13 protein-coding genes are annotated in these 14,982 nt (G+C 58.8%); 8 read left to right on the plus strand and 5 right to left on the minus strand.

Going from position 1 to position 14,982, the window contains the following annotated elements:
• Positions 1-531: 531 nt before the first annotated feature.
• Entirely contained in the window at positions 532-1,554 is a 1,023-nt protein-coding gene (locus BK665_RS20280; RefSeq protein WP_123408404.1) for a zinc-dependent alcohol dehydrogenase family protein, read from the minus strand.
• Positions 1,555-1,824: 270 nt separating this feature from the next.
• Between BK665_RS20280 and BK665_RS20285 the strand changes: the two genes are divergently transcribed.
• Positions 1,825-2,742, plus strand: a complete 918-nt coding sequence (locus BK665_RS20285; RefSeq protein ID WP_094467419.1) for a LysR family transcriptional regulator — start codon at positions 1,825-1,827, stop codon at positions 2,740-2,742.
• A 41-nt stretch (positions 2,743-2,783) separates the two neighbouring features.
• On the opposite strand, the gene BK665_RS20290 is transcribed toward BK665_RS20285, so the two are convergent.
• The 4 genes from BK665_RS20290 to BK665_RS20305 all read right to left on the minus strand — a co-directional run bounded on the left by BK665_RS20290 (position 2,784) and on the right by BK665_RS20305 (position 5,384).
• Positions 2,784-3,200 (minus strand): ANTAR domain-containing protein, encoded by a 417-nt coding sequence (locus tag BK665_RS20290; protein ID WP_123408405.1) that lies wholly within the window; start codon positions 3,198-3,200, stop codon positions 2,784-2,786.
• Positions 3,201-3,312: 112 nt separating this feature from the next.
• On the minus strand, positions 3,313-4,083 hold the full coding sequence (locus tag BK665_RS20295) for a molybdopterin-dependent oxidoreductase (protein ID WP_123408406.1): 771 nt from the start codon (positions 4,081-4,083) through the stop codon (positions 3,313-3,315).
• Positions 4,076-4,699, minus strand: coding sequence for a cytochrome b/b6 domain-containing protein (locus BK665_RS20300; protein ID WP_123408407.1), 624 nt, complete (start codon positions 4,697-4,699; stop codon positions 4,076-4,078). The genes BK665_RS20295 and BK665_RS20300 overlap by 8 nt, the downstream gene beginning before the upstream one ends.
• Before the next feature lie 73 nt (positions 4,700-4,772).
• Positions 4,773-5,384 (minus strand): hypothetical protein, encoded by a 612-nt coding sequence (locus BK665_RS20305; RefSeq protein ID WP_123408408.1) that lies wholly within the window; start codon positions 5,382-5,384, stop codon positions 4,773-4,775.
• 216 nt (positions 5,385-5,600) lie between these two features.
• On the opposite strand from BK665_RS20305, the gene BK665_RS20310 reads away from it, so the two are divergent.
• The 7 genes from BK665_RS20310 to BK665_RS20340 all read left to right on the plus strand — a co-directional run bounded on the left by BK665_RS20310 (position 5,601) and on the right by BK665_RS20340 (position 14,761).
• A complete protein-coding gene (locus BK665_RS20310) occupies positions 5,601-6,296 on the plus strand; it encodes a heavy metal response regulator transcription factor (RefSeq protein WP_122539579.1) in 696 nt (231 codons plus the stop codon).
• Complete coding sequence (locus BK665_RS20315; protein WP_123408409.1) at positions 6,269-7,663, plus strand: heavy metal sensor histidine kinase; 1,395 nt, start codon at positions 6,269-6,271, stop codon at positions 7,661-7,663. The genes BK665_RS20310 and BK665_RS20315 overlap by 28 nt, the downstream gene beginning before the upstream one ends.
• A 113-nt stretch (positions 7,664-7,776) precedes the next feature.
• Entirely contained in the window at positions 7,777-8,127 is a 351-nt protein-coding gene (locus BK665_RS20320) for a DUF4190 domain-containing protein (protein WP_123408410.1), read from the plus strand.
• A 15-nt stretch (positions 8,128-8,142) separates the two neighbouring features.
• The gene (locus BK665_RS20325) at positions 8,143-8,604 is read left to right on the plus strand and encodes a DUF805 domain-containing protein (protein WP_123408411.1); all 462 of its coding nucleotides are present in this window, start codon (positions 8,143-8,145) and stop codon (positions 8,602-8,604) included.
• 275 nt (positions 8,605-8,879) lie between these two features.
• Entirely contained in the window at positions 8,880-10,133 is a 1,254-nt protein-coding gene (gene mexE / locus BK665_RS20330) for a multidrug efflux RND transporter periplasmic adaptor subunit MexE (RefSeq protein ID WP_123408412.1), read from the plus strand.
• A 12-nt stretch (positions 10,134-10,145) separates the two neighbouring features.
• A complete protein-coding gene (locus BK665_RS20335; protein ID WP_123408413.1) occupies positions 10,146-13,340 on the plus strand; it encodes an efflux RND transporter permease subunit in 3,195 nt (1,064 codons plus the stop codon).
• Complete coding sequence (locus tag BK665_RS20340) at positions 13,337-14,761, plus strand: efflux transporter outer membrane subunit (RefSeq protein ID WP_123408414.1); 1,425 nt, start codon at positions 13,337-13,339, stop codon at positions 14,759-14,761. Before BK665_RS20335 ends, BK665_RS20340 begins: the two co-directional genes overlap by 4 nt.
• The last annotated feature ends 221 nt before the right edge of the window (positions 14,762-14,982 follow it).

Consider the following 14,982-nt stretch of genomic DNA (forward strand, 5'->3'; position numbering starts at 1 on the left):
TACCTGGTATTCGCAAGTTCGATGTCACGCAAACAGTGATAGACACTGCGCGACCGATTCTCGGTGGGAAGTGCTGGATCCTGTCACAAAATGCTAGCACTTAAGTTTTGGGTAATTATTTGAAATGTTTGTACGCTGCCTATACCCAGGCGACAGTCACCTCCTCGCAAAGCCCCACAGGGCATGGCCCTTGAGATTTGGCGCAACTTCCTAGGAAACTTCCGACAGCGTCCCACAGACAATGAGCACAAGAAAAAGAGAAAGAAGATACTGATGTGCGTGCAGTCATTAAACCTTGTGACATTTGCTCGTTATCATTTGCCAACATGCGCTGATTAATATCAGCCGAACGCCCACTCATGACTCGTTCCTTGAGATGAAAGTAATCATCCAATTATCAGGGCTTATATGATGATTAGAAGATACAGATCAAAAGCAAAAACCGGTTCAGTTGCTGAAACCGGACGGCCAGAAACGACGATGCCCTCGGTGCGGGGCGCACAGAGGGCATCGGGGACAGCTTGAAGGGTGTTACGCCGGCTCGATCTGCAGAGCCACCCGCTCGCGGCATGGGCATTCGTCCATGTAGCGGTGGGCTTCGACAAACTCGGTAAACGGGAAGACCCGAGTCTTGAGCGGCAGCAGCACGCGGTCGGCGGTCAACTGGTTGATGTCGCGCAACGCCCGTTGCAACGCCACGTGGTCCTGGACAATGCCCAGCTCCGGCTTGCCGGTGAAGTTACCGATGCAGTGGACAAAGAACTGGATGTTCTTCTGGAACGCTGCACAGGCCGGGAATGGCGTCTGGTTGCCACCTTGCAAGCCGTAGAGCACCAGGCTGCCACGGGGTGCCAGCACATCGCCGAGCATCGACATCTGTGGCCCGCCGAGACCGTCGAACACCACATCAACGCCACGGTTGTCCGTGATTTTGTTGATCTGCATGAGCAGATCCTGTTCTTCGGTGACGATGACCTTCTCGGCACCCAGGGACAGCAGGTATTCACGTTCGTCGGCGGTTTTGGTCGCCGCGATCACTCGCACACCCAGGGCTTTACCCAGTTGGACGAAGGAAGGCCCTGCGCAATGGCTTGCGTCGGTCACCAAGGCAAACTGCCCCGGTTTGACCCGCGCCAGATCGACGTAGGCAAAATAGGCGATCAGCAGCGGCGTGTAATGCACGCTGGCTTCGATCGGGCTGAGCACGTCCGGATAGCGGGTCAGTGCCGAGCGCGGCAGAACAATCTGTTCGCCGTAGACCGGATAATCGTTAGGGCTCTCGGCCGGGAAGCTGGCGACCTTATCGCCTACTGCCAGGTCATCAACACCGTCGCCAACCGCCGTCACTACGCCGGACATTTCATGGCCGAGGCCTGAAGGCAGACGAGCGTGGGACGAAGCCAGGTTCTGGCGCCAGAGAATGTCGTACCAGCTGATGCCGATTGCTTCGACGCGCACCTGCACTTCACCTGGTGCAGGCAGAGCGGCCGCATGCTCTTCGCATTTGAGCACCTCGGCTGGACCAAACTTGTGAAAACGGATCGTGCGGGACATCGCAAACCTCGTCAAAGTAACCTCTAATGCCACGAACTCTATCTGGGCTTTCTACCCAAGACCATCAGTGGCTATTAATAGTCGACATGCCTGTCATTGATTCCGCAGCGCCGGCGGCATCATCAGATACCGTAAAAAACCGAAGCAGCCATTTGAGTAAAAAGTGAATTACACGGTGCAGAGTAGCAGCCTTTGCCCGTAAGATTCATGCCGGCCATTGTTCTCATATGGCCGCTCACGTCAAGTTTGCTGACTCTGCCAGGACTCCAGATGAATCGTAATGACCTGCGTCGTGTCGACCTGAACCTGTTGATCGTATTCGAAACATTAATGCATGAACGCAGTGTGACCCGTGCTGCGGAGAAATTGTTCCTCGGCCAGCCGGCGATCAGTGCGGCGCTCTCACGCCTGCGCGGGCTGTTCGATGATCCGTTGTTCGTGCGCACCGGCCGCAGCATGGAGCCGTCGGCCCGGGCGGTGGAGATCTTCGCCCTGCTCTCCCCGGCACTGGACTCGATTTCCACGGCGGTCAGCCGTGCGGCGGAATTCGATCCGGCCACCAGCACGGCGGTGTTTCGTATCGGTCTGTCGGACGACGTCGAATTCGCACTGCTGCCCATGCTGCTCAAACGCCTGCGCGCCGAATCACCGGGCATCGTCCTGGTGGTGCGGCGGGCCAACTACATCCTGATGCCGAGCCTGCTGGCTTCCGGCGAAATCTCGATCGGCGTCAGCTACACCGCCGACCTGCCGGCCAACGCCAAGCGCAAGGTACTGCGCCGCAGCCTGCCGAAGCTGCTGCGCGCCGATACCGTGCCGGGGCCGCTGAGCCTGGACGACTTCTGCGCACGGCCCCATGCACTGGTGTCGTTCGCCGGTGACCTGAGCGGCTTTATAGATGAAGAACTCGAAAAGCTCGGGCGCAAACGCCATGTCGTCCTGGCGGTGCCGCAGTTCAACGGACTGAGCACCCTCATCAGCGGCACCGATATTGTCGCCACTGTGCCGGACTACACCGCCGATGCGTTGACGGCGGCGGGCGGTGTGCGGGCGGAAGATCCACCGTTGCCGGTGCGCAGTTTTGAATTGCACATGGCTTGGCGGGGTTCGCAGGACAATGATCCGGGGGAGCGTTGGTTGCGGTCCAGGATTCAGATGTTTTTTGGGGATCCGGATAGCCTGGCATAAGGCGCGTGAACGTCACGGGTAGATGTTCAGACTGGATGGAATCAGTTGCCATGCACCGGACGGCGACATGAGCCTTCACTTTGATCAACAAAACTCATCACGTGCCTGATCGACTGCTGATCCGGCAGACAGGAAAGACTGAAACTCATGGATGAGTTCGCAGAACTGCCTGCTAAAAAAAACTGCAAGTCCGTCTCCTGATAAACAAGCAGATGCCTGATATCGGGACAATCACGTACCCATTGCTCAGATATCGGCCCGGCACCACTTAATAGTGGCTGGTTGATCACCAACAAGTCGAACCTATGCAACGCGTTATCGATAACACTCATTAGTTCGCGCAGCGATGCCAGCGGCGCCACACGGTTGTATCCCAGCCCGGCGAGATTCTTTTCAATATTCATGCGCCTTGAGTGTTCTTCATCAACCAGCAATATTCGCAGCCGTGGATCAGCCATGGACCACCTGAACGGAAATCAAACGTTATTGATGAGTGCGCCGTTCCAGTCCAGCCAGCTCGACAGCTACCTGGCGCTCATGGTGGGGGCACGCCAGTAGCCCTATCTCCCATCAGATACCACTAAACCAGTTATAACCCTGGTCTTCCCAATACCCACCGGGATTGTCGTTGCTGACAAAGATCTCAACGATATGCTTTGGGTTTTTGAAGCCCAACTTGGTGGGCACTCGAACCCGTAGGGGATAGCCATACTCCGGCGGCAAAGCAACTTCGGCGTAATCCAGTGCCAGCAGCGTTTGCGGATGCAGCGCGGTCGGCATGTCGAGGCTTGAGTAGTAGCGGTCAGCACATTTGAAACCGACAAACTTCGCCGTTGTGTCAGCGCCGATATGCTCCAGGAACGTCTTCAGGGGTACGCCGCCCCATTGCCCGATGGCGCTCCAGCCTTCCACACAGATCAGGCGCGTAATGTCGGTGCGCTGCGGCAGTTTGCGCAGGCCCTCCAGCGTCCATGGCGCCTTGTCCCGTACCAGCCCGGAAACGGCGAGCGAATAATCGGACAGGTCGACGTCCGGGATATCCTCCTGGCCGTAGAACGCGTTGAATGGAAACGGCGTGGTCATTTGCGCCTTGGTGTAGGTCGGCGCCAGTTTCTGCCCGCTGAACAGCCAGGCCTGAACCCGGTCGTTCCAACGGGACATGGCCCACAGCACCTTGTCGACCTGGTCGCCGTCCTGCAGGTTGCAACCGCTCAGCATCGCCATCGCGCCGACGGTCAAGCCGCCCCGCAGGAAGTTGCGGCGCTGGAGGTTTTCCAGTTGCAGTTGCTGGGCGGGCTCAAGTTTGATGCGCTGAATCGCGCGTTTTTTGGGCTCAATCATGATCGGTCTTCCCGCTTTCCATCGGCCGTACGCCGCCAGTAATCATGGGCAACAAGGTTTTCGGCACCAGCAGCACCAGCGCCAGATGCACAACGACGAACGCGCCAATGACCGCCATCGCCGCGAAATGTACGTAGCGGGCAACGTCATAGCCGCCCAGGAGCGCGACCAGTTCTTGAAGTTGAATGGGCTTCCAGATCGCCAGCCCCGAGATCACAACCATGACACCGGCCGCCAGCACCACCCAATACATCAGGCGCTGCACCGCGTTATAGACGCCCTTCTCGTGCACCAGTCGAAAACGCAGTGCAGCCGTCAAATCATGCTTTACCGCGTGAACACTGATCGGCAAGAAATCGCGCTTGAAGTGGCGGCTGATCAGGCCGTACAGCACATAGATGAGGCCGTTGATGAACAGCAACCACATAAACGCGAAATGCCAGGCCAGCGAGCCGCCGAGCCAGCCACCCACCGTCAATGCAACCGGAAACCTGAAGGCGAACAACGGGGACGCGTTGTAGATCGCCCAACCGCTCATGAACATGCAGACCATGCAGGCGGCGTTGAGCCAATGGGTAAGCCGAACGGGCCAGGGATGGATGGATTTTTTGCGCATGCTGCCCCTCTCTCGGAAACCGTCCGTGCACTGGAGCGATGCCAGACGACACCGCTCCAGCCTTTTCAGGTGATTACATCGGCGGCTGGAAGCCATCCTTACCGACCGCGATACCGCGTGCGGTGGTGCCACCCTCGGCCGGGAACACGACAATTTTCGCGCCCTTGACCAACTCATCGGCTTTGCCCGGTTCTACGTAGGCGATAGGCACATCTTGCGGCACGACCAGTTGCTTCTCGCCACCCTTGTAATTGACGGTCAGCGTGCGGCCATTGGCCTTGGACAATTTGCCCACAGTGCCGTTAGTCATCGTCCCGGTGCTGCCATCGGCATTCTGCCAACCGTAATGACCTTCGCCGCTGCCCTTGAGGCTGGACTCGAATACAGTCACTTCCAACGCCTTGAGCGAACCGTCGGCCTGTGGGATGGCTGCCGAGCCGACGAAGCTGTCGGCTTTGATCGACTCGATATCAGTCTTCGATACCCGATTGATGCCGGTCTTGTCCGTCAGACCGATGGTCTGCTGTGCGCCGGCGCGGGTGGTGAACGTCAGCGTGTTGTTGCTGACACTTTCAACGGTGCCACGCAGCGGTTTGATCACCGGCATATCGGCCGCGGTGGCCATGACGGCAGCACTGAGCATCAGCAAACCGAACGTGGTGGACAGAGCAGTCTTGAGCTTCATTGCGACAATTCCTCACTGGTTTATGTGCCGCCATCCTCGGCTCCGGACCGGGACCTCACGATGACCGCCGGATGACATTTTTGTCATTCGCCACGACCCGTCCATGAATGACAGAAATGTAACCGACTCAGCCTGCTCAGCTCGTTACACTGCAAGCCTGAGAGCCAATGCCGCGGGCTGAATCCCGTCACCCAGAGACCCGAGCGCCCCCTGACGATGCATATTCTGCTGATCGAAGACGACACCAAAACCGGCGAGTACCTGAAAAAGGGCCTCGGCGAGTCCGGCTATAACGTCGACTGGACCCAACACGGCGCCGATGGCCTGCACATGGCACTGCAAACGCCCTATGACCTGATCGTACTGGATGTGATGTTGCCCGGCATTGATGGATTTCAAATCATCGAACTATTGCGCGCCAAACAAGATGTGCCCGTGCTGTTCCTCACCGCTCGCGATCAGTTGCATGACCGCATTCGCGGGCTGGAACTGGGGGCCGACGACTATCTGGTGAAGCCGTTTTCCTTCACCGAGTTGCTGTTGCGCATTCGCACCATCCTGCGCCGTGGCGTGGTCCGCGAAGCCGATCATTTTCACATCGCCGACCTGGAACTGGACCTGGTGCGCCGTCGCGTCACGCGCCAGCAACAGGTGATTGTGTTGACCAACAAGGAGTTCGCCCTGCTGCATCTGTTTCTGCGCCGTGAAGGCGATGTCCTGTCCCGGGCGCAGATTGCTTCGGAAGTCTGGGACATGAATTTCGACAGCGATACCAACGTCGTGGACGTGGCCGTCAAACGCCTGCGCAACAAGGTCGACCAGCCCTACCCGATCAAGCTGATCCATACCATTCGCGGTATCGGCTATGTGTGCGAGGTGCGGCCATGCGGACCCGACGCCAACCTTCCCTGACCCTGCGCTCGACCCTGGCGTTCTCGCTGGTGGCGATGCTCGCCGTGGCCGGTGCCGGGTTTTATTTATACCAGTCGATGAAAACCTCGGTCCTGATCTACAGCGATCACGCGGTCATGGGCCGCCTGGATCACTTTCGCAAACTGCTGCATTACGAACTGGCTATCGAGAAGCTGCGCGACAGCCCGCAGATCTTCAAAAACATGCTCGACAGCGAAGACGACATTTTTATCATCGCGGAGCCGGGCCAGCAGCCGGTGATCCTGGTCAATCCGCTGAACGTCACGCTGCCTGAATTGCCCGTGATTGGCCAGGAAACCAAGCTGAGCGTCACCGACCTGCGCAGCGGCGTGACCGACTCCGGAGTGCCCTTGCGCGCCGCGTCCGTGCAAACGACCTCGGGGGGGCGCGAAGTGCGCCTGACTGCCGCGCACATCATGGACAAGGAAATGGCCATGCTCGCGGCGTTTCGCGAGCGCATTTACCTGGCCGTGACCCTGGCATTCCTGCTCACCGCGCTGCTCGGTTACGTGCTGCTGCGTCGCGGCCTGCGCCCGCTGCGCAAAATGGCCGCGCATGCCGCCAACATCACCCCCCAGCGGCTCGACAGCCGGATGGACAGCGCCGACACACCGGTTGAACTGCAACAACTGAGTGACGCTTATAACGCCATGCTTGATCGACTCGCCAACGGTTACCAGCGCCTGACGCAGTTTTCCGCCGACCTGGCTCACGAAATACGCACGCCCGTGGGCTCGTTGATGGGGCACTGCCAGGTCGCTCTGCGCCAGTCTCGCAGCGAGGACGAATATCAGGCGCTGCTGGCCTCGAACCTGGAAGAACTGGAGCGCATTTCCCGCATCGTCGAAAGCATCTTGTTCCTCGCTCGCGCTGACGAAGCGCAGTCGCTGATCGAACGCCAGCCGCTGCTCCTGCATGACGAATTACAGCGCATCGCCGGCTACTTCGAAGGGCTGGCCGAAGAGCGGCAGATGACCCTCCTGACCACCGGCGCCGGAACCCTGCAGGCTGACCCATTGCTGCTGCGCCGGGCCTTGAGCAATTTAGTCGCGAACGCTATTCGGTATGCCAACGAGGGCAGCGAGATTCTGATGCGCGTCGTTGAAGTCGCCGGCGGATGGCGAATCGATGTTGAGAATCAGGGCCCGGTGCTGAGCGACGAAACCCTGCGCAAACTGTTTGATCGCTTTTACCGCGGCGATGCTTCGCGTCACCAAAGCTCCGATTCATATGGCCTGGGCCTGGCCATTGTCGTCGCGATCATGCAATTGCATGGCGGTGATGTGAGTGTTGAACAGCCTGCGCCCGGGACTATCCGTTTTTCGCTGTTCTTCCCCAAAACCTGAACTACAGTGGCTATGCGGCATGAATACCGAAATAAAACCTGGAATAACTTCAAGTTATCCCGATAGCCGTCGATAACCGGGCGGGTATTCAGCATTAAAAGTTAAGGATAACGATGGCAATGGTTTTTTGTCGTGCATGCGCCAAGGACATTCACGAGACAGCCCCAACCTGCCCGCGATGCGGAGCGAGCCAACACATTGCCTTGCCGGCAACGACGGGCCCCGACTCTCCATGGCTGGCGATCGTCTCGTTGATATTGGGCATTATCTGCGTACTTACGCTATTTGATGACTCCGAATGGGATAGAGATACCCTCTTCGGAATCAGCATCTTCTCTGTCGCCGGCCTTGTTTGCGGCATCATCAGCATCAATCAAAAAAAACCGGGAAATAACCTCGCGATCGCAGGCGTTGTCTTGTCGGCTATTGCGACGCTTTGTTTCGCCGGCCTATCGCTGGACTAATTTTAGGGAAAAAATATGAGCATGGTTTTTTGTCGTGGTTGTGCCAAGGAAATCAGCAGCCTGGCTGCGGCCTGCCCGCAATGCGGCGCGCCTCAGGCTCTAGTAAGCCAGCAGGCCTTCACGGCGCCGAACGCCGGTGCGGCGCAAGGTAATCCTTATGTTGAAGTGCTGAAGAAATATGCTGTGTTCACCGGCCGCGCCAGCCGTCGAGAATACTGGATGTTTATTCTGATCAACCTTGGGGTCGCCATCGTCCTCGGCGTTATTGACGCCGTACTGGGTGCCAAAGGGATCCTTTCGAATCTCTACAGCCTGGCGGTGTTGCTGCCAAGTATCGCCGCAGCCATTCGCCGGATGCACGACACTGATCGCAGCGGCTGGTGGATCCTGCTGCCGATCGTGAACATTGTGTTCCTGGCCCAGGACAGCACCCCTGGCGTCAACCGTTTCGGCCCGAACCCTAAAGGGATCAACTGAAGCTGATTGAGTAAACGCTGATCGAGACGGCCGCCATGGCCGTCTCTTTGTTTGCGCCGTTGACAAGCCTTCAAATCAGGCCGACCTTTGCACTCACTGCAACACAGCTTTGCTATCAACCCGATTGATAGCCCCCTAACGAAAGGCGCATGCTAGAGGGCTTGATTCGCGCTTATATCATTCCGAATGATAGTTACCTTTGCCTCATTCGATTCGTGCGATACAGCCTCGCCGAGCATCATCCGTCCATTCTTAATACATTGGCGGATGCATCCATGGAACAGTCACTCAAACATTTGCGCTTCCCGTTGGCCTTGCTGGCCGTCCTGGTGATGAGCGCTTGCGGCAAGGCTCCTGAGACTGCCGCCACCATGCCCGCGGCCAAGGTCAGCGTGGCCAAGGTGCTGGAGCAACCTGTCAACGAGTGGGACGAATTTACCGGACGCCTCGAAGCGCCGGAAACTGTAGAAATTCGTCCACGGGTCTCCGGCCAGATCGATGAAGTGGCTTTCACTGAAGGCGCATTGGTCAAGAAAGGCGACGTACTGTTCCAGATCGACCCGCGCCCTTTCCAGGCTGAAGTCCGTCGCCTCGAAGCGCTGGTCGCCCAGTCCCGCGCCAACGCCACCCGTAGCGAAAACGAAGCCCAGCGCGGTGAACGCCTGCGTACCAGCAACGCGATCTCCGCCGAACTGGCCGATTCGCGCACCAGCGCTTCGCAAGAAGCCCGCGCCGCCGTCGGCGCCCTCCAGGCTCAACTGGACCTGGCCAAACTGAACCTGAGCTTCACCCGCGTCACGTCGCCCATCAGTGGCCGCGTCAGCCGTGCGGAAATCACCGCCGGTAACCTGGTAACCGCCGATACCACCGCGCTCACCAGCGTCGTCTCCACCGACAAGGTTTACGCCTACTTCGACGCCGACGAGCGTGTGTTCCTCAAATACACCCAGCTCGCTCGCCAGGGTAAACGCGGCGCCACTACGCCGGTGTACCTGGGCCTGTCCAACGAAGACGGCAACCCGCACCAGGGCGTGATGAACTTTGTCGACAACCAGGTCAACCCGAAAACCGGCACCATCCGTGGCCGTGCGGTGTTCGATAACGCTGATGGCCAGTACACCCCCGGCCTTTACGCTCGCCTGAAACTGGTCGGCAGCGGCACCTACTCCGCCGTGCTGATCAATGACGAAGCGGTCGGTACTGACCTGGGTAAAAAGTTCGTACTGGTGATCGATGGCGACAACAAGACGGCCTATCGCTCGGTTGAACTGGGTCCGAAAATCGAAGGCTTGCGTATCGTGCGCAATGGCCTGAACAAGGACGACACCGTCATCGTCAAGGGTCTGCAACGGGTTCGTCCTGGTTCGCCGGTGACACCTGAAGTGATCCCGATGGCCTCCAAGGAAACCCTCGCCGCTCTGGCTCAACAACGACAAGCGCTGGAAGCCAGCAACCTGCCCCAAGTCGCGCCTGCCAAGGTCGCGCCGGGTGCGGTTGTGAAACTGGCTGCTGCGACCCCACGCGGTTAAGGGATCTCTACAATGAATTTTTCCCAATTCTTCATTTCACGGCCGATCTTCGCAGCGGTGCTTTCGCTGCTGATCCTGATCGCCGGCGCCATCTCGCTGTTCCAGTTGCCGATCAGCGAATACCCGGAAGTGGTTCCGCCGACCGTTGTGGTCCGCGCGAACTTCCCGGGTGCCAACCCTAAAGTCATCGGCGAAACCGTGGCCGCTCCCCTGGAGCAAGCCATTACCGGCGTCGAGAACATGCTGTACATGTCCTCGCAGTCCACCGCTGACGGCAAGATCACCCTGACCATCACCTTCGCCCTGGGCACCGACCTGGATAACGCGCAGGTGCAAGTTCAGAACCGTGTAACCCGGACCGAGCCGAAGCTTCCAGAAGAAGTGACGCGCATTGGTATCACCGTGGACAAGGCCTCTCCGGACCTGACCATGGTGGTCCACTTGACCTCGCCGGACAAACGCTACGACATGCTCTACCTGTCCAACTACGCCTTGCTCAACATCAAGGATGAGCTGGCGCGTCTGGGCGGTGTCGGTGATGTGCAACTGTTTGGTATGGGCGACTACTCCCTGCGGGTGTGGCTCGACCCGAACAAGACCGCTTCGCGCAACCTGACCGCGACCGATGTGGTCAACGCCATTCGCGAGCAGAACCGTCAGGTCGCTGCCGGTGCCTTGGGCGCGCCGCCTGCGCCGAATGCCACCAGCTTCCAGTTGTCGGTTAACACCCAAGGTCGTCTGGTTTCCGAGGAAGAGTTCGAGAACATCATCATTCGCTCCGGCGACAACGGTGAAATCACGCGCCTCAAAGACATCGCTCGCGTCGAACTGGGTTCCAGCCAATACGCACTGCGTTCGTTGCTGAACAACCAACCGGCGGTGGCGATCCCGATCTTCCAGCGCCCTGGCTCCAACGCGATCGAAATCTCCAACGAAGTTCGCGACAAGATGGCCGAACTGAAGAAGAGCTTCCCGGAAGGCATGGACTTCAGCATCGTCTATGACCCAACCATCTTCGTGCGCGGTTCCATCGAAGCGGTGGTTCACACCCTGTTCGAAGCACTGATCCTCGTTGTATTGGTCGTGATCCTGTTCCTGCAAACCTGGCGTGCCTCGATCATTCCATTGGTGGCGGTCCCGGTATCGTTGATCGGTACGTTTGCGGTGATGCACCTGTTCGGCTTCTCGCTGAACGCCTTGTCACTGTTCGGTTTGGTACTGGCCATCGGTATCGTGGTGGACGACGCCATTGTGGTAGTGGAGAACGTCGAAAGGCACATCGAGCTGGGAGAAACGCCCGTCGAAGCCACCAAGAAAGCCATGCGTGAGGTGACCGGGCCGATCATCGCGACGGCGCTGGTGCTGTGTGCGGTATTTATCCCGGCGGCGTTCATTTCCGGACTCACTGGCCAGTTCTACAAACAGTTTGCCCTGACCATTGCCATCTCGACCGTGATCTCGGCGTTCAACTCGCTGACACTGTCCCCTGCCCTGGCCGCCGTGCTGCTCAAGAGCCACGATGCGCCGAAAGATCGCTTTACCAAAGTGCTTGATAAACTGTTGGGCGGCTGGCTGTTCCGCCCGTTCAACCGGTTTTTCGAACGTGCCAGCCATGGCTATGTCGGCACCGTAGCCCGGGTTATCCGCAGCAGCGGTATTGCCCTGCTGTTGTACGCAGGCCTGATGGTGCTGACCTTCTTCGGTTTCGCCCACACCCCGACCGGTTTCGTACCCGGCCAGGACAAGCAATACCTGGTGGCTTTCGCACAATTGCCGGACGCCTCGAGCCTGGACCGTACCGAAGACGTAATCAAGCGCATGTCCGACCTCGCCCTGAAACAGCCAGGCGTGGAAAGTGCGGTGGCGTTCCCAGGCCTGTCGATCAACGGCTTCACCAACAGTCCGAACGCCGGCATCGTGTTCGTAACCCTGAAACCGTTCGACGAACGTAAAGACCCGAGCATGTCCGCCGGTGCGATTGCCGGTGCCTTGAACGGTCAGTACGCCGGGATTCAAGAAGCCTACATGGCGATTTTCCCGCCGCCGCCAGTACAAGGTTTGGGCACCATCGGTGGTTTCCGACTGCAGATCGAAGACAAGGGCAACCTGGGCTACGACGAGCTGTACAAAGAAACCATGAACATCATCACCAAGAGCCACAACGTGCCCGAACTGGCCGCCCTGTTCACCAGCTACACCGTGAACGTGCCGCAAGTCGATGCCGCCATCGACCGGGAAAAAGCCAAGACCCACGGCGTGGCCGTCAGCGACATCTTCGACACCCTGCAGATCTACCTGGGTTCGCTGTATGCCAACGACTTCAACCGCTTCGGTCGCACCTATCAGGTCAACGTTCAGGCTGAACAACAGTTCCGTCTCGAGCCGGACCAGATCGGTCAGCTGAAAGTGCGCAACAACAAAGGCGAGATGATCCCGCTGGCGACCTTCATCAAGGTCAGCGACACCTCGGGCCCGGACCGCGTGATGCACTACAACGGCTTCATCACCGCTGAAATCAACGGTGCGGCAGCCCCAGGCTACAGCTCCGGCCAGGCCGAAAAAGCCATCGAGAAACTGCTCAAGGATGAACTTCCGAACGGCATGACCTACGAATGGACCGACCTGACCTACCAGCAGATTCTGTCCGGCAACACCGCGCTGTTCGTGTTCCCGCTCTGCGTACTGCTGGCGTTCCTGGTACTCGCGGCGCAATACGAAAGCTGGAGCCTGCCATTGGCGGTGATCCTGATCGTACCGATGACGCTGCTGTCGGCGATTATTGGTGTGATTGCTTCGGGAGGCGACAACAATATCTTCACCCAGATTGGCTTGATCGTACTGGTGGGGCTTGCCTGTAAGAACGCGATTCTGATTGTCGAGTTTGCCAAGGATAAACAGCAGGACGAAGGCCTCAGCCCGCTCGCCGCGGTACTGGAAGCGTGCCGTCTGCGTCTGCGCCCGATCCTGATGACCTCCTTCGCGTTCATCATGGGTGTTGTGCCACTGGTGTTCTCCAGCGGTGCCGGTGCCGAGATGCGTCATGCCATGGGCGTGGCGGTGTTCTCCGGGATGCTCGGGGTGACCTTCTTCGGTCTGTTGCTGACCCCGGTGTTCTACGTGTTGATTCGTAACTTTGTGGAGCGCGGTGAAGCTCGTAAAGCGGCCAAGGCGCTGACTAATCAAAAGCAACTGGAGTCGCATCAATGAGCCTGAAAGCCTTCCTGCCGAGCCTGCTGGTACTGGCCCTGAGCGCCTGTGCCGTCGGCCCGGACTACAAAACCCCAGCCACGGAGCCGGCCAATATCACGGCCGTCACCGATGGCGCCAGCGGTCAAAAGAACTATGACCGCTCGCGTTTCGAAGGCATCTGGTGGCAACAGTTCGAAGACCCGACCCTCAACCAGTTGGTGATGCAATCGTTACAAGGCAACCGTGATCTGCGCGTGGCGTTCGCCCGCTGGAAAGCCGCACGAGCCATCCGCGACGACGCCAGCAACGACGCCATGCCGACCATCACCAGCCGCGCCAGCAGTGACCTGGCCAAGGGGCAAATCCCTGGCCAGACCACCAAGCGGGTCAATAGCGAACGCTACGACCTGGGTCTGGACATGGCGTGGGAACTGGACTTGTTCGGTCGCATCCAGCGCAACCTGGAATCGGCCGACGCCGAGCAACAGGCCGCCGAAGCCGATCTGTACCAACTGCAAGTCAGCATGATTGCCGAGTTGGTGGACGCCTACGGTCAACTGCGCGGTGCGCAACTGCGGGAAAAGATCGCCCTGGCCAACCTGAATAACCAGCAGGAATCGAGCAAGATCACCGTCAGCCTGCGTGATGCTGGCGTCGGCGATCAGCTCGACGTGGTTCGCGCCGATGCTCGCCTGGCCTCCGTCGAAGCCAGCGTGCCGCAATTGCAGGCCGAACAGGTTCGACAGAAAAACCGTATCGCCACCCTGCTGGGTGAACGTCCGGACAAGCTGACCGTCGACCTGAGCCCGAAAGACCTGCCAGCCATCGCCAAGGCCCTGCCGATCGGTGATCCGGGTGAATTGCTGCAACGTCGTCCGGACATCCTCAGCGCCGAACGCAAACTGGCTTCCGCCACTGCCCGTATCGGCGTGGCCAAGGCTGATTTGTTCCCACGGGTCAGCCTCAGCGGCTTCCTCGGCTTCACCGCCGGGCGTGGTTCGCAGATTGGTTCCTCGGCGGCCAACGCCTGGGCACTCGGCCCAAGCATCACTTGGGCGGCGTTTGACCTGGGCAGTGTTCGCGCCCGTTTGCGCGGTGCCGATGCCGATGCCGAAGGCGCCCTGGCGACCTACGAGCAACAAGTGCTGCTGGCCCTGGAAGAGTCGGAAAACGCCTTCAGCGATTACGGCAAACGTCAGCAACGCCTGATCTCGCTGATTCGTCAAAGCGAATCGAGCCGCGCCGCTGCCGACCTGGCAGAAATTCGCTACCGCGAAGGCACGGCGGACTTCCTGGTCTTGCTCGACGCCCAACGCGAACGCCTGGCCGCCGAAGATTCCCAGGCCCAGGCCGAAGTCGATCTTTATCGCGGCATCGTCGCGATCTACAAAGCCTTGGGTGGCGGTTGGCAGCCAGAGACAACGGTCGCCAGCAAGTAAGTTTTTAAAGAGCTCCTTTGGTTGGCCGCAACCAACCAAATTTTTTGGCCCCGCGTCTCATTCGGTCGCGGGGCTTTTTTTTGCCTGCTCCAAAGACAGCACATATTCCCTGTGGGAGCGGGCTTGCTCGCGAATGCGGTGTGTCAGTTGATATAGATGTTGGCTGACACACCGCATTCGCGAGCAAGCCCGCTCCCACAAGGGGTTCAGTTGTTACCCTC

The sequence above is a fragment of the Pseudomonas frederiksbergensis genome (assembly GCF_003732665.1).
GTDB lineage: Bacteria > Pseudomonadota > Gammaproteobacteria > Pseudomonadales > Pseudomonadaceae > Aquipseudomonas > Aquipseudomonas frederiksbergensis_G.